20 protein-coding genes are annotated in these 23,346 nt (G+C 34.3%); 11 read left to right on the top strand and 9 right to left on the bottom strand.

Going from position 1 to position 23,346, the window contains the following annotated elements; genetic code table 11:
- Positions 1-8 precede the first annotated feature (8 nt).
- The 4 genes from ACEN2F_RS00430 (at position 9) to ACEN2F_RS00415 (ending at position 5,913) form a co-directional block, all read left to right on the top strand.
- Entirely contained in the window at positions 9-1,673 is a 1,665-nt protein-coding gene (locus tag ACEN2F_RS00430; RefSeq protein ID WP_441735910.1) for a RagB/SusD family nutrient uptake outer membrane protein, read from the top strand.
- A 57-nt stretch (positions 1,674-1,730) separates the two neighbouring features.
- Positions 1,731-2,993, top strand: coding sequence for a YdcF family protein (locus tag ACEN2F_RS00425; RefSeq protein WP_441734620.1), 1,263 nt, complete (start codon positions 1,731-1,733; stop codon positions 2,991-2,993).
- A 9-nt stretch (positions 2,994-3,002) separates the two neighbouring features.
- Positions 3,003-5,081 (top strand): glycoside hydrolase domain-containing protein, encoded by a 2,079-nt coding sequence (locus tag ACEN2F_RS00420; protein WP_441734618.1) that lies wholly within the window; start codon positions 3,003-3,005, stop codon positions 5,079-5,081.
- A 280-nt stretch (positions 5,082-5,361) separates the two neighbouring features.
- Positions 5,362-5,913, top strand: coding sequence for a DUF1697 domain-containing protein (locus tag ACEN2F_RS00415; protein WP_441734617.1), 552 nt, complete (start codon positions 5,362-5,364; stop codon positions 5,911-5,913).
- Between the two features lie 396 nt (positions 5,914-6,309).
- On the opposite strand, the gene ACEN2F_RS00410 is transcribed toward ACEN2F_RS00415, so the two are convergent.
- Positions 6,310-7,056 carry a diphthine--ammonia ligase gene (locus ACEN2F_RS00410; protein WP_441734615.1) on the bottom strand — a complete coding sequence of 249 codons (747 nt, stop codon included), beginning with the start codon at positions 7,054-7,056 and terminating at the stop codon, positions 6,310-6,312.
- Between the two features lie 103 nt (positions 7,057-7,159).
- Here ACEN2F_RS00410 and ACEN2F_RS00405 point away from each other — a divergent pair, with 103 nt between their 5' ends.
- The gene (locus ACEN2F_RS00405; protein WP_441734612.1) at positions 7,160-9,223 is read left to right on the top strand and encodes a M1 family metallopeptidase; all 2,064 of its coding nucleotides are present in this window, start codon (positions 7,160-7,162) and stop codon (positions 9,221-9,223) included.
- 99 nt (positions 9,224-9,322) lie between these two features.
- Here ACEN2F_RS00405 and ACEN2F_RS00400 read toward each other — a convergent pair whose 3' ends face one another.
- The gene (locus ACEN2F_RS00400) at positions 9,323-9,844 is read right to left on the bottom strand and encodes a DUF7935 family protein (protein ID WP_441734610.1); all 522 of its coding nucleotides are present in this window, start codon (positions 9,842-9,844) and stop codon (positions 9,323-9,325) included.
- Positions 9,845-9,975: 131 nt separating this feature from the next.
- On the opposite strand from ACEN2F_RS00400, the gene ACEN2F_RS00395 reads away from it, so the two are divergent.
- From ACEN2F_RS00395 to ACEN2F_RS00385, 3 genes are all read left to right on the top strand, one after another.
- Positions 9,976-10,740, top strand: coding sequence for a sulfite exporter TauE/SafE family protein (locus tag ACEN2F_RS00395; protein WP_441735907.1), 765 nt, complete (start codon positions 9,976-9,978; stop codon positions 10,738-10,740).
- Between the two features lie 341 nt (positions 10,741-11,081).
- Positions 11,082-13,418: an ATP-dependent helicase gene (locus ACEN2F_RS00390; protein WP_441734608.1), complete on the top strand. Its 2,337-nt coding sequence runs from the start codon at positions 11,082-11,084 to the stop codon at positions 13,416-13,418.
- Positions 13,419-13,504: 86 nt separating this feature from the next.
- Positions 13,505-14,125: an L-threonylcarbamoyladenylate synthase gene (locus ACEN2F_RS00385; RefSeq protein ID WP_441734606.1), complete on the top strand. Its 621-nt coding sequence runs from the start codon at positions 13,505-13,507 to the stop codon at positions 14,123-14,125.
- A gap of 265 nt (positions 14,126-14,390) precedes the next feature.
- On the opposite strand, the gene ACEN2F_RS00380 is transcribed toward ACEN2F_RS00385, so the two are convergent.
- The 3 genes from ACEN2F_RS00380 to ACEN2F_RS00370 are packed head-to-tail and all read right to left on the bottom strand — an operon-like array spanning position 14,391 to position 16,748.
- Positions 14,391-15,224 carry an OmpA/MotB family protein gene (locus tag ACEN2F_RS00380; RefSeq protein WP_441734603.1) on the bottom strand — a complete coding sequence of 278 codons (834 nt, stop codon included), beginning with the start codon at positions 15,222-15,224 and terminating at the stop codon, positions 14,391-14,393.
- 52 nt (positions 15,225-15,276) lie between these two features.
- Positions 15,277-16,281: a glycosyltransferase family 2 protein gene (locus ACEN2F_RS00375; RefSeq protein ID WP_441735904.1), complete on the bottom strand. Its 1,005-nt coding sequence runs from the start codon at positions 16,279-16,281 to the stop codon at positions 15,277-15,279.
- An 11-nt stretch (positions 16,282-16,292) separates the two neighbouring features.
- Positions 16,293-16,748, bottom strand: coding sequence for a type I restriction enzyme HsdR N-terminal domain-containing protein (locus ACEN2F_RS00370; RefSeq protein ID WP_441734602.1), 456 nt, complete (start codon positions 16,746-16,748; stop codon positions 16,293-16,295).
- A 91-nt stretch (positions 16,749-16,839) separates the two neighbouring features.
- Here ACEN2F_RS00370 and holA point away from each other — a divergent pair, with 91 nt between their 5' ends.
- The 3 genes from holA (at position 16,840) to ettA (ending at position 19,841) form a co-directional block, all read left to right on the top strand.
- Entirely contained in the window at positions 16,840-17,844 is a 1,005-nt protein-coding gene (gene holA, locus ACEN2F_RS00365) for a DNA polymerase III subunit delta (RefSeq protein WP_441734599.1), read from the top strand.
- A 75-nt stretch (positions 17,845-17,919) separates the two neighbouring features.
- On the top strand, positions 17,920-18,102 hold the full coding sequence (locus ACEN2F_RS00360; protein ID WP_066081961.1) for a CAL67264 family membrane protein: 183 nt from the start codon (positions 17,920-17,922) through the stop codon (positions 18,100-18,102).
- A 44-nt stretch (positions 18,103-18,146) separates the two neighbouring features.
- Positions 18,147-19,841, top strand: coding sequence for an energy-dependent translational throttle protein EttA (gene ettA / locus ACEN2F_RS00355; protein WP_441734597.1), 1,695 nt, complete (start codon positions 18,147-18,149; stop codon positions 19,839-19,841).
- 60 nt (positions 19,842-19,901) lie between these two features.
- On the opposite strand, the gene ACEN2F_RS00350 is transcribed toward ettA, so the two are convergent.
- The 4 genes from ACEN2F_RS00350 to ACEN2F_RS00335 form a co-directional block, all read right to left on the bottom strand.
- Complete coding sequence (locus tag ACEN2F_RS00350) at positions 19,902-20,027, bottom strand: hypothetical protein (RefSeq protein WP_441734595.1); 126 nt, start codon at positions 20,025-20,027, stop codon at positions 19,902-19,904.
- Positions 20,028-20,103: 76 nt separating this feature from the next.
- Complete coding sequence (locus tag ACEN2F_RS00345) at positions 20,104-20,520, bottom strand: thiol-disulfide oxidoreductase DCC family protein (protein ID WP_441734592.1); 417 nt, start codon at positions 20,518-20,520, stop codon at positions 20,104-20,106.
- A gap of 108 nt (positions 20,521-20,628) precedes the next feature.
- On the bottom strand, positions 20,629-20,991 hold the full coding sequence (locus ACEN2F_RS00340) for a GIY-YIG nuclease family protein (protein WP_441734590.1): 363 nt from the start codon (positions 20,989-20,991) through the stop codon (positions 20,629-20,631).
- Positions 20,992-21,055: 64 nt separating this feature from the next.
- Positions 21,056-23,221 carry an endonuclease MutS2 gene (locus ACEN2F_RS00335; protein ID WP_441734588.1) on the bottom strand — a complete coding sequence of 722 codons (2,166 nt, stop codon included), beginning with the start codon at positions 23,219-23,221 and terminating at the stop codon, positions 21,056-21,058.
- Between the last annotated feature and the right edge of the window lie 125 nt (positions 23,222-23,346).

Below are 23,346 nucleotides of genomic sequence, written 5' to 3'. Positions count from 1 at the left end.
TAAAAATGATGCGAATAAAAAACACAATAAAAATAGTAGCTTTTTTAGCTTTAGGACTTCAAATGAGTTCTTGTTCTGATACCTTTCTGGAGGAAGTTACCTATGGCGAGGTCGATCCATCTGAGATGACAAAGCCAGCTAATGTAGAACGCGCCATTATATCAGCTTACAGCGTTTTAAACGGACAAATTGACGGAGCTACGAATGCCCTTAATTCTCCAAGTTCAAATTGGAGTTTTGGAGATGTCACCTCGGACGATAGTTACAAAGGCGGCGGTGGAACTGGAGATCAGAACAATATTCACCAAATGGAGATTTACAATGAAAATTCAACCACGCTGGATATAGAACGCAAATGGGTGGCACTTTACGAAGGGGTGAAACGAGCAAATGAAGCCATGCGATTATTAAATGCATCGTCTGATTTTGAAGCTAGTTTGAAAGTCAAACGAATGGCAGAATTACGATTTTTGAGAGGTCATTTTTATTTTGAGTTGAAAAAAATATACAATCGTATTCCGTATATTGATGAAACGGCAACTACAGTGGCTGATTATGCTAAATCAAATACGACATTAAGCTCTGAAGAATTATGGACTAAAATCGAAGCTGATTTTCAATTGGCTTATGCTGATTTGCCAGCTACACAAGTAGAATTAGGCCGGCCAACTAAAATTGCAGCTAAATCTTATCTGGTTAAATGTTATGTTTTTCAAAACAAATGGCAATTGGCTTATGATGCCACGACTGAAATAATGAGTAGTAATTATGGCTTATTAGCTGATTTTCAGCAAATATTTTTACCGGAAAATGACAACAATAAGGAAGTTATTTTTGCTGTTCAACTTTCTGTAAAAGATGGTCAACCTAGTTCCTACAACGGAAGTATAGGAGATCGTTTGTCAGCACCCGGAGGCCCATTTTATTCTCAATATGGTTTTCACCGTCCTACGCAGAATCTTGTAAATGCCTTTAAAACGGATGCCAACGGTTTGCCGTTAGAAAATAACATCAATGTTGTATCCAGTGATAATGTAGATCCACGTATCGATATCACAATAGGACGTCCGGGAATTCCTTACAAGGATTTGGGTGTTTTATACCAAGACAGCTGGGCGAGAGATTTGGCAACTTACGGCGCCTTTGCTCCTAAAAAGCGAATTGTTTCGGCTAAATCTGCTTTTCATGTTACCGTTTGGCCGTATGTAAATGCTTTAAATTATTACATTCTGCGTTATGCGGAGGTTGTTTTATGGAGAGCAGAAGCAGCAGTCGAAATTGGAAAAATTGATGAAGCTCGAACGTTAGTGAACCAAATTAGGAATCGTGCCGCTAACTCTACTTATGTGAAAACATTAGATGGAAGTGCAAATGCCGCAAATTACAGTATTAAACCGTATGGCACTACCTGGAACAATCCAGTTGCCGCAAGAGCAGCAGTGCATTTAGAAACTCGTTTAGAACTAGCTATGGAAGGTCACCGTTTCTTTAATTTAGTTCGATGGGGAGAAGCAGATGCTGTTATCAATACCTATCTGACCGTCGAAAAAACGAGAAGAACGCATTTGACCAATGCCGTATTTACCACAGGGAAAAATGAATATTTCCCCATACCGCAGCGGTATATTGACGCACTGCCAGCAGGAACAGTAACCCAGAACAGTGGTTTTTAAAAAATTAAAAATAAATTGGGCAATCGAAACGGTTGCCCAATTTTTTATTAAAAAAAGATGAAAAAAATAATTTACATACTCGTTGCGCTTGTATTTGTTTCAAGCTATAGCCAAAAAGGGAAAGGATTTGAACTGGATTATTCCTCTTCGAAATCGGGTTCAATGATTCAGGATAAGAATTTTTATTTGTTGACAGCAATTCAAAATGAAAAAGCCGTCAGTGAATTAATGGAGAACAATGTTGTTTTTAAAACCATTTTTAAGAATCAGCAACAAGAGATTGGTTCCAAACTAAAGTCTTGCAAAGACAGTCTTTCCTGCTTGGTTAATGGGTATCAATTTAAGGAAAATGAACTCGTTAGTATTGAAGAGGAACTTCGTATTTTGATGAAAGATAAAAAGGAGTTGCAAAATTTTGTAAAAAATAATTTGCGCCCTTCTGGAAAATACGAGAATTTTAAAAACAGTAGCGATACCGAATTGCTCGTAAAAGCATGGCAACTTTGTGCTCAAGGAATGAATCGCATTATGAAGGTTTATGGTCTTGGCGAAAGGGCCCAATATGCAACAATAGATTCTGTTTCTTATGATGTTCATTCTCAATTTTATAAAGGTTCTGTTTTTATGTGGTCGGATTTTCTTCACAATAAAAAGCCTAGAGCGAATGCGTTGTTTTTTCAGGAAAGCCTGGATTTCAGTTTATCGCTTTTGTACATGAACCATCGGGATGAAGTGGCTCGCTACGAACCTTTGGAGGAAAAGGAGAATAAGAAAGCAATCGCTCATATAAAAAAAATTAATTTTAATGCTTTTGATTATGCTTCTGTTCTAATTTTAGGTAACGGACCGGAAAATTATCAAGACCGATTGTCCGCCATTGGAAAACTAAACTTGCAATTGGGAGTATTAGAATATGAAGCCAAGAAAGCACCGCTAATTATTGTTTCTGGAGGTCATGCCCATCCTTTTAGAGCGGCGTATTGTGAGGCTATTGAAATGAAAAAAGAATTAATGAACATCTACAATATTCCCGAAGAAAATATCCTTATTGATCCTTTTGCCCGGCACACCACAACCAATTTGCGCAATGCAACCAGATTGATGATTGCATATCAAATGCCAGTTGACAAAAAAAGTATCGTCGTTACAAATGTGAGCCATAGCGACTATGTAGGAAATCCAAATTTTAATGCCCGTTGTATGGAAGAATTGGGTTATTTGCCTGCAATTATTTTAAAAAGACTACATTCGACAGCATTAGAATTCGTTCCAAAAATAGAATCGCTGCATCAAAATCCAATTGATCCCTTAGATCCATAAATCTATACCATGAAAAAAATTATCGTTTCAAGTCTTGCTTTGTTAATAATTGCCTGCCAGCCTTTAAAAAATAATGTTGCTAATGACAAATTAGCAGTAGAAAAAGTGAATGTCTTTTTGGGTACTTCTGGCGATCACGGCCAAATGTCCCCAGCTGCTTCGTCCCCTTTTAATATGATGAGTATTGGCCCGCAAACCTATCCTCATATTCATTCTGGTTACGAGCATCTGGCAAAAGAATTTCGGGGATTTACACACAGCCGTATCGAAGGAGTGGGCTGTTTAGGAAGTGGAGGAAATCTTTTGATCAAACCTATTTTGGATGGGGATGCCGAAACGCTATTGCTCAAAAAACAAGAATCAGCTAGCCCAGGTGTTTATAAAGTCGCTTTCGAAAATGGAATTCAGGCTCAAATGAGTGTCAAACATAATTTTGGAATACATCAGTACAAATTTCCAAGAAAAGGAGCAGGGCTTCATATTGATTTATCCCACGCTTTCGTCAATCGCTTTGTTGCCGAAGCGCATGAAATTGGCACCAAAAGCATTAGCGGTTGGATTGATACCCAAACTACTTGTGATAAGGGAATTTACCGTATTTATTACGAGTTGGAATTCTCTAATTTAGCAACAATAACAAAAACTGCAGATCATCAGTATCAAATTGGAGCCCTTGAAGATGCAACTGAAATGGAAGTTCGTGTTGGTTTTTCTTCCGTGAGTACGGCTTTCGCCAAAGCAAAAATAGAAACGATATCCATAAACGACTTGTCTGTGCAAACCACTGCTGTATGGAATCATCATTTGAACAGAATTGAAGTTAATGGTGAAAAGGATCGGGAAGATTTATTCTATTCCCTTTTATATCGAGGTTTACAAGCGCCGTTTTTAGTTTCGGAAACTGATGGCACTTACAAAGCTATTGATGGTTCCATTCAAAAAGCTACAAGTCCTACATACAACGGTTGGGCCATTTGGGATAATTATCGCGAGCAATTACCCATGCTTTCGCTGGCTTATCCGGAGCGTTTTGGACCTATAGTAAAATCTATTGCTAATTTATATCCGTATGGGAAAAATAATTGGGCAACAAAACACGAATCCTCTCCTACAGTCCGAACGGAACATGCGATTGTCGTTTTATTAGACGGTTACAAAAAAGGATATCCTATCGATTTTAATGCGATAAAAGATTCTTTGATTGCAGAAGTAGATCGTTTAGAATACAACTCACCAGATAAGGCTTTGGAATCTTCTTATGACAATTGGGCGCTTTCTGAAATCCTAAAAATCACCAAAGACTCTGTATTGAGTACCAAATATTTGAATAAAGCAAAAGAATATAAGCGCTATTGGGAAAAAGATTTTGCCGATTTATCCCAAAAAGATATTGATAAAATGCCTGCTCGCGGGATGTATCAAGGTACGGTTTGGCAGTATCGCTGGTTTGTACCTTTTGATGTTTCGGGATTAAAAAAATTAGTTGGTGGGGAAGTTTCCTTTTTAAAGCAGTTGGATCAATTCTTTGCCGAGGACAATTACAATCATGCAAATCAGCCAGATTTACAAGTTCCGGGAATGTATAATGCGAGTTCCCAACCTTGGAAATCACAAAAACTATTTCGAAATATTATGTTGGATACCGTGGTTCAAGCTTATTTTAATGACAACAGCAAAGGCATTGATTCCTATATTGGAAAAATCTATAAGAACGAACCCCAAGCGTATATTCGCACTATGGATGATGATGCTGGAACCATGTCGTCTTGGTTTGTGATGCGAAGTATAGGGCTGTCTCCTGCAAACATTGGAAGCCCGATTTACTATTTGACGGCCCCAATCTTTGAGTCTGTAAAATTAAATTGGGAAAACGGAAAATCATTTCAAATTCGAGTGAGCAATTACGATAAAGAGCATTTCTATGTTCAATCGGTTCAATTAAACGGTCAGTCTTTAAATCGAAATTGGTTGACGCAGGAAGAAATCAGTAATGGCGGAACCCTAATCATTGAAACGGGAGCATCACCGAATAAAAAGTGGGGAATGGAGAATCAGTGGATTTCAAAAGTAGAGTTAACAACGGATTAAATCGTATATTTTGTATTATTAAAGAAAAGAAAATAAAGAATTTTATTGTAAAAATAGTTTTTGCTTTAAAATGATATGATGCCAAATTGATCCAGAACTGATATTTATTTCTAAAATAAAATATTGATTATGCACAACAGAAAATGATATTCTTAAAATGAAATTATAAATCAAAACGATTGCACATGAATCACAAGCTGGTACTGAATTCATTTCACCAATAAGTAAATCTAAAATCTCCTTTATTCTCAATACCTTCGCAAAAATAAAAAGCTTAAAAATGACAACTCATCTCGCATTACTTCGTGGTATCAATGTTTCCGGTCACAGTATGATAAAAATGGAAGCCCTAAAAACAACGTTGGAAGCCATTGGCTTTCAAAATGTGCAAACGTACATTCAATCTGGAAATGTTTTTGTGGATACCGAAGAAGAAAATGCAGCAGCAGTTGGTTTCAAAATCAAGCAGGAAATTTTCAAGTCTTTTGGTCATGAAGTGCCTGTTGTGGTGATTGGTTCCGCAGATTTAGAAGCCTGTTTAAAGAATAATCCTTTCCTGAAGGAAAAAGATGTTGATACCAAAAAGTTATATGTGGCTTTCATTTCGACCACGTTGCAAAGTAGTAGTATGAATGATTTGAAAATTAGCCAATTCAAACCTGATGAAGCGAGTATTGACGGCAACAAAATTTTTATTAAATACGCTGTTGGAGCAGGTAAAACAAGATTCGACCAAAAATACATCGAGAAAAAACTAAACGTTATTGCAACAATACGAAATTGGAATACGGTGATTCAATTGCTAAAAATTTATAACGATAGATTAGTATAACTCTTCAAAAATGAAAACCTAGCCACAGATTCACAGATTTTTTTAATCAGTGAATTTGTGGCTATTTAATTAGAAGTGATTGTAAAAATGTGAATTGTATCAGTTTAACGATGTCTGTTGTCTAGAAAAAAACAGTTATGATTTAAAGCAACTTTTTAAAAGAAAAATCATCTAAAAACTAGCTGTTTAAACAAAGTCGCAGGCTATTTTTTCGATTAATGGTGAAAAATATATTACAAATTTTTTAAAATACATTTTCAAAAGGTTTAGTTTCTTAATTACGGAGTGCTTTATCAAAAGAACATCGAGGTTTTTAAAAAACTTTGGTTACGTCATTTCTACTTTAAACAAAAATTATAAAAATGAAGCCATTTGAAATGATGAATTTAGTATCAATTAAATCGATTTTTTTTCAACCAAATCACAATACCAAAATCCAAAAGCAAAGGCGTCAGAGGCACTTGTATCGCAGGCGGTATCGGATGAATCTTCTTTTTCGGGTTTTTCATATTTTCGATACACGACTTCACCAATTTCAAAATCAATTGGTTTCGAAAAAATAGGTCCGTCAAATGTGAAGGTGTGGAATTCACCGTTTTCGCCACAAACATCTACATTTTCAGGTAATTCATTGATGAAATTCTGGTCAATAACACGACCAACAAAGCTTTTATCCAAAAAACGTTCATTGACACAAACTACAATTGTTTTAAAACCTAAACTGATAAACTCTTGAATAATTTCATGAGTTGGGATCTTCCAAAGCGGAAAAACACCTTCAAAACCTATTTCGGCTAATTTATCTTCACGGTATTTACGTAAATCTTCCAGAAAAATATCGCCAAAAATAGAATAGGTTACACCTTGGCTTTTTAGTTTGGCCAATGTTTCTCGCATAACTTTTTCATAGACTTCCATGGTTGGCATTTCGGGAATTTGCATGATTTCAAGTGCTAAGCCAATGCTTTCTGCTTGTTGTTGCAATAATTCCACTCGCACACCATGCATCGAAATACGTTGATGTTGTTGATTTACACTAGTTAGTAAACAGGTGATTTCAATTTCTGAATTTTGTAGGGTTTTATATAAGGCCAGTGCAGAATCTTTGCCGCTGCTCCAATTAAATAAGGCTTTCTTTTTCAAAGTAATTTTCTTGTGATTTTCTGGAGGTAAACTTACAAAATTAGTCGGATTAGTTTGGGAAACCTTTGTAACTTTGAAAATCGAAGCATTAAATACCTTCCTAATGAAATACCTATTTTTTTTTATTTCTACGTTCATCTTTGCCCAACAAACCCAATTTGTTGATTTTAAATCGGTTTTGGGAAAAATTTCCATAAATCCAATTGAAAAAACAGTTTCCGGTGCTGTGGATTATGATTTTAATATTTTAAAACCTACTGATACCATTAAAATTGATGCACAGAACATGGAGTTTTCAAATTTGAAACTCAACGGAAAATTGGTCAATTATATTAATACAGAAAAACAATTACAACTTATTTTTCCGTTTAAAAAAGGGAAAAACAAGCTGACTTTTCAGTATTTGGCTAAGCCAAAACAAACAATGTATTTCGTTGGCTCAAAAGCAAATGATAATTTACAAATTTGGACGCAGGGACAAGGAAAATATACCAGTCATTGGTTTCCCAGTTTTGATGATGTCAATGAGAAAGTGGTGTTCAATTTGAATGTTGTATATAATAAAGACTATCAGGTAATTTCAAATGGAATTTTGAAATTTAAATCAGGACTTGATGGAGTTTCGGTTTGGCAATACCAAATGCAAAAACCAATGAGTTCATATTTATTGATGCTTGCTATCGGAAAATTTGAAAAAATCAGTCAAAAATCTAAATCCGGAATTCCTTTAGAAATGTATTTGGAATCAAAAGACGGTGGCAAATTTGAACCAACCTATAGAGATTCAAAACGGATGTTTGATTTTTTAGAAAAGGAAATAGGAGTGAAGTACCCTTGGGGAATTTACAAACAAGCGCCAGTTCGGGATTTCTTGTATGCTGGAATGGAAAATACATCAGCAACGCTTTTCAACGCGCGTTATGTAGTCGATTCGACCGGTTTTGAGGACAGAAGTTATACAAATGTCAACGCACATGAATTAGCGCATCAGTGGTTTGGGAATTTAGTCACTGCCGAAAGCGGAAAACATCATTGGTTGCAAGAAGGTTTTGCGACTTATTATGCATTGCTGGCCGAAAAGGAAATCTATGGAGAAGATTATTTTTATTCCAAATTATATGAGTCGGCATCACAATTGAAATTTGCTTCCCGAACGGATACCATTCCTGTTTTGAATGCCAAAGCCAGTTCGTTGACTTTCTATCAAAAAGGAGCTTGGGCACTTTTTGTTTTACATGAAGAAATAGGAGATAAAGCGTTTAAAAAAGCGGTGAAAAACTATTTGAAAAAACATGCATTTCAGAATGTAAATACACAAGATTTCTTTGCTGAAATCAAAAAATCATCAAATTATGATATAGATAATTTTAGTAAAGTATGGCTTGAAACTACTACTTTCAATACGCAACAAGCCAACAGTTTATTGCTAAAAAATAAAGTAATTCAGATGCTGTTTGAAGTTAATAAATTAAAAAATATACCGTTATCGGAGAAAAGTAATTTTATGGAAAAAACAATGCAATCTGAGGTTTATTTTTCGGTAAAAGAAGCGATTCTGAATCAATTGAAAAATGAAAAATGGGAAGATAAAAAGAGTCTTTTTATTTTAGCTTTAGCAACTAAAAATGTGCAATTACGTCAAACAGTTGCTGCAGTATTGAATGAAATTCCGGAGAGTTTCAGAACGCAATATGAAACTTTCTTAGAGGATAAATCATATCAAACACAAGAACTGGCGCTCTATAATTTATGGAATAATTTTCCAGAGCAACGCATTCAGTATTTGAATAAATCAAAATCCTGGATGGGTTTCAATGATTATAATTTGAGAACTTTGTGGCTGTCTTTAGCACTTACAACTCCAAATTACCCTCTTGACAAACAAGCTTTGGAAACCGAATTAATGCAATATTCATCAATTGATTATGAAGCAAATACTCGGCAAAATGCTTTGGAGAAATTGCTTGCTTTCAAAATAATAAATGATATTGTTTTGAAAAACCTTGTAAATGCTACCACGCATCACATGTGGCAATTCACTAAATTTGGGAGAGATAACATTAGAAAACTACTTAAAAATCCTGAAATGAGAGTTTCTTTCGAAAAAATTGTCCCATATTTAAATGAAGCCGAACAATTTCAATTGAATAGATTGTTGAAAGAATAAGTTTAGAATCAATACGGATTTTGCAACCTCTAATTCACTAGTTTTAGAAGAATAATCCTGTATAAAGTAGTGAATTATATTTTTTATAACGACATATGTTTACCACATTTGGCTCACTTCATTTTTGATATAAGCTAAAGCTGTATTACTAGGAGATTGTTTTTCCATCAAATCATTCAAAAGTACTTCCCGTAATTTATCAGCACTGTTTACACGATCGCTAATATTTGCTTTCCGAATCATCTGAATAGTGCTGTTTTTTGCCGTGACAATGATCGTCCAGCATTCGTCTGACATATATATTTGCTGCGTTAAATTATGCTCAAATTCCTGTTCGATTTGCGAAATAATCAAATTTTCGTAATCGTCTTTATCATTAGAAACAGGAACAATCCTAATCAGTAATTTAGTAGGATTGATACGTTCCATATATAAAACCATGCGTTCGTAGGCCTGTAAACGCAATGGTAAAGCCTCTTTTTGAGCTTCTTTTTGTAATAACCAGCGTCTTGTATTTTGTTGGTCGTTAAAATAAGAGTTGAACAAATAATAAGCCACTCCTCCGGTGATTAATGAAGGTATAGTATAGGCCAGAATTTCTATGATTTTTGTTGAGTCCATCTTGTTCTAAAAATTAAAAGAGCAAAAATATACTTTTTTGAGTACAAATCAATTTCTATTTAATAGCAATAAATGAAACCGAATAGTATTTTTGCTACTCGTAATAGCATTACTTAAAATTGAATATCATAATGGAGACTTATGTTCTTGTTTTACTTTGTTTAGCGGCCTTTGCTGCAGGATTTATTGACGCAATTGTGGGTGGTGGCGGATTAATTCAAACACCAATGGGATTGATTTTGTTACCCAATCTTCCTGTTTCAACGGTAATTGGAACATTGAAAGTTCCTGCTTTTAGTGGTACTTCCTTTGCAGCATATCAATATCTGAAAAAGGTAGAAATGAACTGGAAACTATTGTCCATTATGATGCTTTTGGCCTTTCCATCGGCATTTTTGGGATCTACTTTATTGACGTATGTCAGTAATGATTTCATGAAACCGTTATTGTTGGTGGTTCTTTCATTCTTAGTGATTTATACCTATGCGAAGAAAAATTTCGGGCAACACATTGAAAAAAATCATTCTCCGAGAACTCAGATTTTTAATGCAATTGGAATTAGTTTTATAGTCGGTTTGTACGATGGATTTATAGGTCCTGGAACAGGAAGTTTTTTAGTTGTAGCATTTATTTCTATCATGGGTTTCGATTTTTTACATGCTTCCGCAAATGCCAAGATGGTGAATCTGGCGACAAATTTTGGTTCTATATGTTTGTTTATTTTAAAAGGGAAAATCATTTGGGCAATAGCACTGCCCATGGCTGCCAGTAATGCATTAGGCGGTTGGATGGGTGCAAAACTAGCCATCAATAAAGGCAATAGTTTTATTCGGATTTTCTTTTTGGTTGTGGTTGTAGGGACTTTAGTCCGTTTTGCGTACGATGTGTTTTATTAATGAATATAGGTGTTAAACATATAAGTCATATAAGTTTTTAGTTTGAATTAAAGCAATTAAAATCACTTTTCATTTAGGTAAAACAAAACTTCGCAAAGGGCGATTTAGCCTATATTCGTAATACTATTAATTATATGAAAAATAAATTTCTTTAACCTATATGACTTATATGTTTAGAATTAAATTCTGTTTATTATAAAATATAGTGCTAAAAAAGTGCATAAACGAACTGATATTCCTTATCCGGTTCAACTAATAAAGAATGGTTTTTTAGCTTCATATAAAAGTATAATTTTACATCTTTAATGCTTATTTTTGCATAGAATACTATAAAAATTTACATGCACAAATATATCGATCAACTTAATGAAGCCCAACGCGAACCCGTTCTCCAAAAAGACGGCCCAATGATAATTATTGCGGGTGCAGGTTCCGGTAAAACGAGGGTGTTGACTATTAGAATTGCTTATTTGATGAGTCAGGGTATCGATGCTTTTAGTATCTTATCACTGACTTTTACCAACAAAGCAGCTCGAGAAATGAAAAAACGTATCTCGGATATTGTAGGTGCAGGCGAAGCAAAAAATCTTTGGATGGGAACATTTCACTCGGTTTTTGCTCGAATATTACGCTCCGAAGCGGAACATCTTGGCTATCCTTCCAATTTTACCATATATGATTCTCAGGATTCGTTGCGCGCCATTTCTGGTATCATCAAAGAAATGCAATTGGACCGAGATGTGTACAAACCAAAACAGGTTTTAAGTCGGATTTCAAATTTCAAAAATAGTTTGATTACCGTTAAAGCCTATTTCAATAATCCCGATCTGCAAGAAGCGGATGCGATGTCTAAAAAGCCTCGAATGGGTGAAATTTATCAAAATTATGTGGACCGTTGTTTCAAAGCAGGTGCGATGGATTTTGATGATTTATTATTAAAAACCAACGAACTATTGACTCGTTTTCCAGAAATTCTGGCTAAATATCAAAACCGTTTTCGCTATATTTTGGTAGATGAGTACCAAGATACCAATCATTCACAATATTTAATTGTTAGAGCTCTATCAGATAAATTTCAGAATATTTGTGTTGTAGGTGATGATGCGCAGAGTATTTATGCGTTTCGTGGTGCCAACATCAATAATATTTTGAACTTCCAGAAAGATTATGAAGGCGTAAAAACCTTTAGACTGGAACAAAATTATCGTTCGACAAAAAATATCGTTGAAGCTGCAAATACGATTATTGATAAAAATAAAGTAAAATTGGACAAAATAGTTTGGACTGCAAATGATTTTGGTCCAAAAATAAAAGTTCATCGTAGTTTAACAGACAATGAAGAAGGTCGTTTTGTGGCGAGCACCATTTGGGAACAAAAAATGCAAAATCAAATGCCTAATGGCGCATTTGCAATTTTGTATCGTACCAATGCACAATCTCGTGCGATGGAAGATGCACTGAGAAAAAGAGATATTCCGTATCGAATATATGGAGGACTTTCTTTTTACCAAAGAAAAGAAGTGAAAGATGTTTTGTGTTATTTGCGATTAGTTATTAATCCAAAAGATGAAGAAGCGTTGGTTCGGGTGATTAATTATCCGGCACGTGGAATTGGGAATACTACGATCGAAAAACTGACTATTGCAGCCAATCACTACAAGCGTTCGATTTTTGAAGTGATGCAAAACATAGAACGAATTGATTTAAAACTGAATTCTGGAACCAAACAAAAACTACTCGATTTTGTTACAATGATTCAAAGTTTTCAGGCTATTAACGAAAATCAGGATGCGTTCTATCTTGCTGATCATGTTGCCAAAAAAACTGGATTGATTCAGGAATTAAAAAAAGATGCTACTCCCGAAGGAATGGCTAAAATTCAAAATATTGAGGAATTATTAAACGGGATCAAAGATTTTACCGACGGCCAAAAAGAAGTAGATGGAGCCCGTGGCGCTTTATCTGAATTTATGGAAGATGTGGCTCTAGCGACCGATTTAGACAAAGATACCAGTGATGAAGATCGTGTAGCATTAATGACGATTCACTTGGCCAAAGGGTTAGAATTTTCTCATGTGTTTGTAGTAGGAATGGAAGAAGATTTGTTCCCGAGTGCCATGAGTATGAGTACGAGAAGCGAACTTGAGGAAGAACGACGTTTGTTTTATGTAGCTTTAACCCGTGCGGAGCATCAAGCGTATCTGACCTATGCACAATCACGATACCGTTGGGGAAAGTTAACAGATAGCGAACCTTCGCGTTTTGTTGAGGAAATCGACAGTCAATATTTAGAATATATGACTCCTCCTGAAAATAATTACAGGTACAAACCTATGATTGATAGCGATATTTTTGGAGATGTGGATAAGTCCAAATTGAGATTGGCAAAGCCAGCTAATGGAACTCCGCCAGCTAAATCTACGAATGATAATGAACCCAAATCAGCTGTAAATATTCGGAAATTGAAGCCGGTCAGCAATAATGCTGCTTCAGGAAGTGCTAATCTATTTGATAATAAACTGGCTGCTGGAAATATAGTAATGCACGAGCGTTTTGGAAAAGGCGAAGTTTTAAACCTAGAAGGAGTGGGAGCTGACAAAAAAGCTGAAATCAAATTTGAAGTTGGTGGAATCAAAAAATTATTGTTGCGCTTTGCGAAACTGGATATTATAGGCTAAAAATTTGTTTCAAGTTTAAGGTTTAAAGTTGTTGGTTAAAACAACTTTGAGCCTTAAACATTTTAAACTTTAAACTAAAAAATGAAATGGCTCAATTTATAAAAATATACGAGGACAAACCAAATGAAGCTGCAATTGCTAAAGTGGTTAAGGTTTTGAAAGAAGGTGGTTTGGTGATTTATCCAACGGATACGGTGTACGGTTTGGGTTGTGATATTACCAATACGAAAGCGTTGGAACGAATTGCAAAGATCAAAGGAGTGAAGCTCGACAAAGCTAATTTTTCCTTCGTTTGCCATGATTTAAGTAACATCTCTGATTATGTGAGACAAATTGACACAACCACTTTTAAAATCTTAAAAAGAGCGCTACCAGGACCATATACCTTTATTTTACCGGGAAATAATAACTTACCCAAGGAATTCAAAAAGAAAACAACTGTGGGAATCAGGGTTCCTGATAATGCTATTGCTTTAGAAATTGTAAAGTTGCTGGGGAATCCTATTGTTTCTACATCGATTCATGATGATGATGATGTGATAGAATACACCACTGATCCGGAACTTATTTTTGAGAAATGGCAAAACTTGGTTGATTTGGTAATTGACGGTGGATATGGTAATAATGTTGGATCTACAATTATTGATTTATCTGGTGACGAACCAATTGTAGTAAGAGAAGGAAAAGGAAGTTTAGATGTTTTGTAAAATTTAAATTTTTGGCAAAATATTTGCATATTTAATATAAATTTTTAAATTTACGTATATTTTACGTTTTATTTATTACAATATAATAATATGTTATTCTTAATTATATTTAATTGGTTGTTAAAGAAAAATTGAGGATACATTAAGGCAGGTCAATTGACCTGCTTTTTTTATTTGTACACCATCGTTCATCTAAAGATAAAAAAGTTAAGCATAAAAAAAACGCCTCATTTTGAGGCGTTTACTTTTGAATATAAAGACAAAATTATTGTCTTTGTTTTTTCATTTCTGTTTCAATCATTTCATAGAATTGATCAATTTTTGGTAAAACTACAATACGTGTTCTTCTGTTACGTGATCTGTTTTCTGCTGAATCATTTGACACAAGAGGAACGTAAGAGCTTCTTCCTGCTGCAATTAATTGCTCTGGTTTAACACCTAATTGATTCGTTAATACACGAATAATAGATGTAGAACGTTTTACACTTAAATCCCAGTTGTCTAACAATACTCCTGAACCGTTATAGGGAACGCTATCAGTATGTCCTTCAACCATGCATTCAAAATCAGGTTTGTCATTAACTACTTTGGCTACTTTAGCTAACACCGTTTTAGCTCTATCAGTCACTTCGTAGCTTCCACTTTTAAATAATAGCTTGTCAGCGATAGAGATAAATACAACCCCTTTTTCAACATTTATTTCAATATCTGGATCAGATATTCCAACTGAACTTTTTAAACTAGTTACTAAAGCAAGGGTTACACTGTCTTTTTTAGTCAAAGCATCTTGCATTCTGCTAATTTTCAAGTCTTTCTCTTTTAGAGATTCCAAAGCTTTTTCAATATTTTCAGCTCCTTTGGTAGACAAAATAGTCATGTCCTTAGAAGTGCTGATAAGACCTTGATTTTGCTCTTTCAAACCACTAACAGTAGCCATAAGACCCGCTTTATCCTCTAAACAAGAGTTTAATTTTACGGTCGCAGTATTTAATAAATCTTGAGTTTCTTTGTTTCTAGATTCTAAATCAGTGTATTTTTTCTTTGATACACATGATGATAGTACCGCTAATACAGATAAGGCAATTACTATTTTTTTCATAAATTGTTAAAGTTTAGTTTAAATGATAAAGACAAATTTAGTTTTTTTATATTCATTTTAGTCTAAATAAATCGTTAAAAACAGTTATATTCTTAACAAAGTATTTAAAAACGATACTTTTTGTATTGTAGTATTTTTGGTTTTGAAAAAGATCTCTTTTTTTACATTGCAATGAAAAGAGTCCATAAAAGGAGCCATGTGCTTTTAGTATTGCAACAAAATGTTTAAATTTTCCCTTAGAAATAAACTGCAATCCTGCAATTCCGTCTAACACCATTCGAACAAAGAGAATCCGAAACAGTTTATCTTTTGGGACATTTTTTGTCAACATCAACAATGAATTTCTAAAATTCAAAAAGGTTTTCTTAGGATTTCCTTGTTCTAAAGTTGCTCCTCCAACATGATAAACCACGGATTCAAAGTTGTATTTTATTTTAAATCCCTTGTTAAAGGCACGCCAACATAAATCAATCTCTTCCTGATGTGCAAAAAAATCACCGTCAAAGCCATTTAATTCTTTGTACACGGCACTTCGAATAAAAAAACAAGCTCCAGACGCCCAGAATATTTCAGCGTTGTTATCATATTGGCCATGGTCTTTTTCGAGAGTGTCAAAAATTCGACCACGACAATACGGATATCCATACTGATCAATGAATCCGCCGGCTGCACCTGCATATTCAAAATATTCTTTACGTTTAAAATCTAATATTTTAGGCTGAATGATGGCTGTTTCAGGTTCTTTTTTAAAAGTTGTAAGAATTGGTTGTAACCAATTTTCGGTAACCTCAATATCAGAGTTTACCAAAGCATAGAATTCTGCATCAATATTTTTTAGGGCTTCATTATAACCTCCGGCAAAACCGAGATTGCTTTCGTTTTTAATTATTTTAATTGATGGAAAAAAAGCTTTTATAAAAGAAATAGAATCATCTGTAGAGGCGTTATCAGCAACGTAAATACTAGCTTGGGGAGAATATTTGACGACCGAAGGCAAAAATTTTTCCAACAATAATATTCCGTTCCAATTAAGTATGACAACTGCTATTCTCATTATGAGGTTTTGTTTTATAGAAGGTTTTGTTTGTAATCCGGTAATTCATTTAGAAAATGATATTTTTCATTCTCAAAATCCATTTGGCAAAAGTAATGATTCAAACCATTGGTTACCATCAAAAAACTAGCTTTCATGGTCATGTTGTATCGGGCAATTTGGTCAAAAGTCGCTTGTGCAATTTTAATTTCCGGTGCTTTGCATTCGATTAAAATGAAAATAGAACCATCTGGATTAAAAACGACAACATCGTATCTTTTGCGCAAGCCGTTGACTTTAAGTACTTTTTCGACATTAATTAAAGAGTGCGGATATTTTTTCTCTTCCAATAAAAACTGGACTACATGCTGACGAACCCATTCTTCAGGGGTAAGAATGATAAATTTTTTCCTTATTGCATCAAAAATGGAGACTTTATTTTCGCTATTTTTGAACCGAAAGTTATAAAGTTGAAAATTGAGTTTTTGCATGAAGCAAAAGTATTAAATAAGTTTAATTTTTAAAGTCTAAAGTTTCATTCGAAACAACAAACTTTGATCGTCAAACTTTAAACAAAAAAGAATGGACCAGGTTATAAAAATTGTAAATGATATAAAAAGCGGAAATATTAAACCAATCTATTTTTTGATGGGCGAAGAACCGTATTATATTGATAAATTAGCGGCTTATATTGAGGAAAAAGTATTGACAGAAGAAGAAAAAGGCTTTAATCAAACCGTTTTATACGGACGAGACGTGACAATTGAAGACATTATTTCGACCGCAAAACGATATCCCATGATGGCGGAGCGACAGGTAGTCATTATAAAAGAAGCTCAGGATTTAATTCGAACGATAGACAAATTAGAAAATTACGCAGAAAACCCAATGGCAACAACGGTTTTAGTTTTTTGTTATAAATACAAAACACTTGATAAACGCAAAAAAGTAACTAAATTATTAGCTAAAAATGGCGTAGTTTACGAAAGTAAAAAACTTTATGAAAACCAAGTTGGAGATTGGATTAAACGGGTTTTGTCAGGCAAAAAATATGCTATTGAGCCTAAAGCAACTGCTATGTTAGTAGAATTTTTAGGAACGGATTTAAGCAAAATAAACAACGAACTTGAAAAATTACAAATTATTTTGCCTGCTGGAAGTACCATAACACCCAAACATATTGAGGAGAATATAGGTTTTAGCAAAGATTTTAATGTATTTGAACTGCGAAAAGCAATTGGGGAACGCAACCAGTTGAAAGCCTATACAATTGCTGAAAACTTTGCTCAAAATCCAAAAGATAATCCGATAGTGGTCACTACAAGTTTGGTTTTTGGATTTTTTATCCAATTGTTAAAATACCACGGATTGAAAGATAGAAATCCAAAGAATGTTGCTGCAGTGTTAAGTGTAAATCCATTCTTTTTGAAAGAATATGATGTGGCTTTGAAAAATTATCCCATGAAAAAAGTGAGTCAAATTGTGGGAGCTTTAAGAGATATTGATGTAAAAAGCAAGGGAGTTGGAGCTAACGCTCTGCCACAATCTGATTTATTAAAAGAAATGCTTTATAAAATATTTAATTAAAGGACAAAAATTTCCGATATTTGCAGACCTAATCCTGAGGCTAAATAGTAGGATTTAATGACAAATAACGTAATTATGGCAATGAATAAAAATACGATTCTTGGTTGGGCCACGCTGATAATGATTATTATGGGTTTATTGCTAATTGCATTAGGCGCTTTTAGATATGATGACGTGGCAGGTTGGGGTTTTGCCGCAGTAGGAGTTGGTTTTCTAGCTAATGCATGGGTATTTAGTTCGCTTAAAGGCAGACTTTAGTAATTATTTTAAATGTTGAATTTTAAATTTTAAATTAAAATAGAATGGCAGACGATAAAAAAGTGATATTCTCAATGTCAAAATTGAGTAAAACCTATCAAGGAGCAGATAAACCAGTACTTAAAAATATTTATTTGAGTTTCTTTTATGGCGCTAAGATTGGTATTTTAGGTTTAAATGGTTCTGGAAAATCTTCCTTATTAAAAATTATTGCCGGTGTTGACAAAAACTACCAAGGTGATGTAGTGTTTGCACCAGGTTACACAGTAGGTTATTTAGAACAAGAACCTATTTTAGATGATAGCAAAACAGTTATCGAAATTGTACGAGAAGGAGTTGCGGAGACGATGGCCGTTCTGGAAGAATTCAATAAGATAAATGACAGTTTTGGTTTGCCTGAAGTCTATGAAAATGCGGATAAAATGGAGCAATTGATGGATCGTCAAGCGCTTTTACAAGACAAAATTGATGCATTAGGCGCATGGGAAATTGATACAAAACTAGAGATTGCCATGGACGCTTTGCGTACGCCAGAAGGTGATACGCCAATCAAGAATTTATCTGGAGGAGAACGTCGTCGTGTAGCTTTGTGTCGTTTGTTGTTGCAACAACCTGACGTATTGCTTCTGGATGAGCCTACGAATCACTTAGATGCCGAAAGTGTACTTTGGTTAGAACAACATTTAGCACAATATTCTGGAACTGTAATCGCAGTAACTCACGATAGATATTTCTTGGATAATGTTGCCGGTTGGATTCTTGAATTGGATAGAGGTGAAGGAATTCCTTGGAAAGGAAATTATTCTTCTTGGTTGGACCAAAAATCAAGCCGTATGGCATTAGAAGAGAAAACAGCTTCTAAGCGAAGAAAGAATTTAGAACGTGAGTTGGACTGGGTTCGACAAGGTGCCAAAGGACGTCAAACGAAACAAAAAGCGCGTTTGCAGAACTATGATAAATTACTAAATGAAGACCAAAAACAATTGGATGAAAATTTGGAAATTTATATTCCAAATGGTCCTCGTTTAGGAACCAATGTAATTGAAGCTAAAAATGTTGCTAAAGCATTTGGAGATAAATTATTGTATGATAATTTAAATTTTACTTTGCCACAGGCAGGAATTGTTGGAATTATTGGGCCAAATGGTGCTGGTAAATCAACTATTTTCAAAATGATTATGGGTGAAGAAAAGCCAGATTCAGGAGAGTTCTTAATAGGAGATACTGTAAAAATTGCTTACGTAGATCAAGCACACTCTAACATAGATCCTAATAAATCTATTTGGGAAAACTTTGCTGACGGTCAGGAATTAATCATGATGGGTGGCCGACAAGTGAATTCAAGAGCTTACTTATCTCGTTTTAATTTTGGAGGTGGAGAACAAAACAAGAAAGTTTCTATGCTTTCCGGGGGGGAACGTAACCGTTTGCACCTTGCAATGACCTTAAAAGAAGAAGGAAACGTATTACTGCTGGATGAACCGACTAATGATTTAGACATCAATACATTGAGAGCTCTAGAAGAAGGTTTGGAAAATTTTGCAGGCTGTGCGGTTGTTATTTCACACGACAGATGGTTCTTAGATAGAATATGTACACATATTTTAGCATTCGAAGGAGACTCTGAAGTGTATTGTTTTGAAGGTGGTTTTTCTGAATATGAAGAAAATAAGAAAAAACGTTTAGGTGGTGATTTAACGCCAAAACGACTGAAATACAGAAAGTTAATTAGAAATTAGTCTAATTATGTTGATATCAGCAAGAGGATGTTCCTTAAGACATCCTCTTTTTTTGTGCTGCTATTTCTTTTTATCGGTATTCATCATAATGAAAACGGCTGAAATGATTCCAATGATCACCAAACCAAAAACGACAACCATGATAATAGTTCCGTTATCCCAAGAAAAAAGTGTAGTGTCTTTCATGATCTATTTATTTTAAGATTGGTCAAATGTATTGTTCTTTCAAAATAAAAGGCATGATAAATATCATAATTATTATTTAATCCAAAAATTTTGCTTGCTGCTCTTTTGAAGGAATCATACAATTTTCCTTTTTTCCGAACCATTTATATCGGTTTTTGGCAATATAATCATAAATAAAATTATTGAATGCTGTGGGTAATATTGAGAATAGTGAGGCAAAATAAAATATTCCTCCCAAAATCTTTGCAATTTCTAAAGCAGCTTCAGATTTATAATAATAAGCAAAACCAGGCCGATAGAGAATAATACTATCTGTTTTTTTTGTGTCAATTCCCAAGTGTTTGATCATTTTTTGACCTAAATCAGACTGCAAAGCAACGTATCGGAAAACATCTTTAGTGTCATGCTTAATAATCATTTGTACTGCCGAATCACACAGATTGCAAATGCCGTCAAAGAGGATTATTTTTTTGTCTTTAGGAATATTGAGCATTTTTTGTTTTGTTTTTTCATTGTGACTAACGAAGCAATCGCATTAAGGTAATCTATTTTTCAGCTGTTAGTGCGATTGCTTCGTTCCTCGCAATGAATTATTTTAGACTTATTCCGTCATTATATCTTTAATATCTTCAAATAAATCGTTCCAAGTTGGGTTTAAAGCCCGAATTAATTCGTTTTTTGCTTCTCTTGAACCTGCTTTTATTTGCTTTTCTCTAGCTATAGCATCACCAATCCATTGAAATTGCTCATAATAAACTAATATATTCACATTATAACGAGCAGAAAATGAATTAGGATATCGTTTCTCTTTATGTTCTAAAATTCTTTGTGGAAGGTTTGAAGTTGCACCTGGGTAAACTACTGTTTGGTATTTATTAGTGATAATATAGATAAATCCAGATTTCATAGTTTTATTTGTATTTGTCATTGCGAGGAACGAAGCAATCGCATTTAGTGTATCCATCTTAAAGTACTCCTATAGTTTCTCATGCTAGTGTGATTGCTTCGTTCCTCGCAATGACTTTTGCCTATTTTTTCCCTGCTTCTACAAACTCGAGCGCTTCCAGACTGACTTTTGAAGTAAATACGCCATAGTTTACTGTAACTTTGTTTTTTTCAATATTATCAATAGTTCCAACTGCTTTTCCGTCAAACATTCGCACGCGATCACCTACTTTTAGAAGAGGTTTTGGCTTTTCAACCACGACTTTCAATTTCTTCTCTTTCTTTTCTTTTCTTATTTCTTCAACCTGTACCGTAACTTCTTGAATGACTTCTTTTTTCTTTTCTATCAGTGCTTTAGATTCTTTTGTTGTAGCTTTTCTGCGCTTTGAATTTTCAATTTCAATTATTTTTAAAAATTCACCAAGCAGTTCTTTTTTGTTCTTGTTATTAAAATATTTCTCCGAGATGTCTTCAATTTTTTGTCCAATATAAATTGTTTTCTGGTTGCTGTCATACAATTCCTGATAGCTCTCCAGTTTTTGTTTGATTTTTACATTTATAGTTTCCATTTTCTTGCCTTCTTCGCGCGCTTTTGTTTCCTCTTCTTTTAGCGTTTGCGAGGTTTTTTCCATCTTAGAACGCTCTTTCTGAAGGGTTGCAATGGTTTTGTCAAATCGTACTTTTCCAACTTCAATTTTCTTTTTGGCCCGATTGATTAAGCTGAAAGGGATTCCGTTTTTTAAAGCGACTTCAAATGTAAATGAACTTCCAGCCTGACCTAAAGCTAATTTGTACATAGGTTCCAATGATTTTTCATCAAAAAGCATATTGGCATTGGTGGCAAAAGGCAATTCGTTAGCCAGAATTTTTAAATTAGAATAGTGCGTTGTAATAATGCCAAAGGCTTCCCGATGGTAGAATTCTTCTAAGAAAATTTCAGCTAAAGCGCCTCCTAATTCTGGATCAGAACCAGTACCAAACTCATCAATAAGAAACATGGTTTTTCTATTACACTTCTTTAGGAAGTAGTTCATGTTCTTTAATCGGTAACTGTATGTACTCAAATGATTTTCAATAGATTGATTGTCTCCAATATCTGTCATTATGCGATCAAATAAAAATGTTTCGCTACGTTCGTGTACCGGAATTAACATTCCGGACTGCAACATTAATTGAAGCAAGCCAACAGTTTTCAACGAAATCGTTTTCCCTCCTGCATTAGGACCAGAAATCACAATGATTCTGTTTTCTTGATCCAATTCAATGGTTTGCGGATGCGTAATCGCATTTTTTAGTTTGTTGTTCAAAAACAAAATCGGATGATAGGCATCTCTAAAATAAAGGCGGCGATTTTCAGTAATTGTTGGCAAAATTCCGTTGATTTTGTTCGCATATTTTGCCTTTGCGGCAATAACATCGATGTCACTAAGAAAATCTTGGTATTTTATTAAAAGCGGCAAAAATGGACGAATATAATTAGACAACTGTTTTAATATTCGGGTGATTTCCTCTTTTTCTTCGTATTCAAGATTACTCAATTCGCGAGAGTATTGTAAAGTAGCTTCAGGTTCAATATAAGCAATACTTCCTGTTTTAGAACTGCCCATAATTGACCCTTTTACTTTTCGTCGGTACATCGCTAAAACTGCAAGAACACGCCTGTTTTGGACAAAACTTTCTTTAATATCATCCAAATATCCTAAGGAATTGTATTGTGTCAGTGCAGTACCAAAACTTTGATTCACCTTGCCACGAACCGCATTCATGCTCCTGCGAATGTTTAATAAATCTGGAGACGCATTGTCTTTTATTTCGCCATATTTATCAACTACTTCATCGACCATCGTAATGATTTCTTTGGTCAGTTCGACTTGATTAGCTCTTGCGTTTATATTTGGATAATAATCCTCGAATTTTCTCAAAAAAGTCAAAAGGAAATTGACCGTTGAAGAAATGGTAGCGATTTTTCTAAAACTGCCCACTTCCAAAAAGCTGTCTTCAATGGCCAGAAACTTTATTTCATGCGTAATAGCATCAAAACCATGATTAGGAATGGCATTGTTATTTTGGAAAGACGAAACATATTCAGATGTTTGCATTAATGCTTGCATCAACGTTTCCTTGTCTTTAAAAGGGGTAATTTCTAATGCTTTTTGTTTTCCAATATCTGTGTTACAAATTGTAGAAATCGTTTCGAGAACAGTTGGAAATTGTAAATCTTGTAATGTTTTTTCAGTGATGGATATCATTTATCGTATAATTCTTTTCAACACAAAAATAGCTAATAGTTAAGACTATTTAACAGACTTTCACAAAGAATTAATGAATGTTTATTATCCTTTTTATGATTCAAAAAAAATATTCTCTCTGTATC

Source organism: Flavobacterium sp. W20_MBD1_R3 (assembly GCF_052119725.1).
Taxonomy (GTDB): Bacteria; Bacteroidota; Bacteroidia; order Flavobacteriales; family Flavobacteriaceae; genus Flavobacterium.
This window is presented reverse-complemented; position numbering and strand designations above follow the sequence as displayed.

Coding starts and splice junctions, on each gene's coding strand:
- ACEN2F_RS00430 (WP_441735910.1), top strand. CDS start 9: ATGCGAATAAAAAACACAATAAAAATAGTAGCTTTTTTAGCTTTAGGA.
- ACEN2F_RS00425 (WP_441734620.1), top strand. CDS start 1,731: ATGAAAAAAATAATTTACATACTCGTTGCGCTTGTATTTGTTTCAAGC.
- ACEN2F_RS00420 (WP_441734618.1), top strand. CDS start 3,003: ATGAAAAAAATTATCGTTTCAAGTCTTGCTTTGTTAATAATTGCCTGC.
- ACEN2F_RS00415 (WP_441734617.1), top strand. CDS start 5,362: ATGACAACTCATCTCGCATTACTTCGTGGTATCAATGTTTCCGGTCAC.
- ACEN2F_RS00405 (WP_441734612.1), top strand. CDS start 7,160: ATGAAATACCTATTTTTTTTTATTTCTACGTTCATCTTTGCCCAACAA.
- ACEN2F_RS00400 (WP_441734610.1), bottom strand. CDS start 9,844: ATGGACTCAACAAAAATCATAGAAATTCTGGCCTATACTATACCTTCA.
- ACEN2F_RS00395 (WP_441735907.1), top strand. CDS start 9,976: ATGGAGACTTATGTTCTTGTTTTACTTTGTTTAGCGGCCTTTGCTGCA.
- ACEN2F_RS00390 (WP_441734608.1), top strand. CDS start 11,082: ATGCACAAATATATCGATCAACTTAATGAAGCCCAACGCGAACCCGTT.
- ACEN2F_RS00385 (WP_441734606.1), top strand. CDS start 13,505: ATGGCTCAATTTATAAAAATATACGAGGACAAACCAAATGAAGCTGCA.
- ACEN2F_RS00380 (WP_441734603.1), bottom strand. CDS start 15,224: ATGAAAAAAATAGTAATTGCCTTATCTGTATTAGCGGTACTATCATCA.
- ACEN2F_RS00370 (WP_441734602.1), bottom strand. CDS start 16,748: ATGCAAAAACTCAATTTTCAACTTTATAACTTTCGGTTCAAAAATAGC.
- holA (WP_441734599.1), top strand. CDS start 16,840: ATGGACCAGGTTATAAAAATTGTAAATGATATAAAAAGCGGAAATATT.
- ACEN2F_RS00360 (WP_066081961.1), top strand. CDS start 17,920: ATGGCAATGAATAAAAATACGATTCTTGGTTGGGCCACGCTGATAATG.
- ettA (WP_441734597.1), top strand. CDS start 18,147: ATGGCAGACGATAAAAAAGTGATATTCTCAATGTCAAAATTGAGTAAA.
- ACEN2F_RS00350 (WP_441734595.1), bottom strand. CDS start 20,027: ATGAAAGACACTACACTTTTTTCTTGGGATAACGGAACTATTATCATG.
- ACEN2F_RS00345 (WP_441734592.1), bottom strand. CDS start 20,520: ATGCTCAATATTCCTAAAGACAAAAAAATAATCCTCTTTGACGGCATT.
- ACEN2F_RS00340 (WP_441734590.1), bottom strand. CDS start 20,991: ATGGATACACTAAATGCGATTGCTTCGTTCCTCGCAATGACAAATACA.
- ACEN2F_RS00335 (WP_441734588.1), bottom strand. CDS start 23,221: ATGATATCCATCACTGAAAAAACATTACAAGATTTACAATTTCCAACT.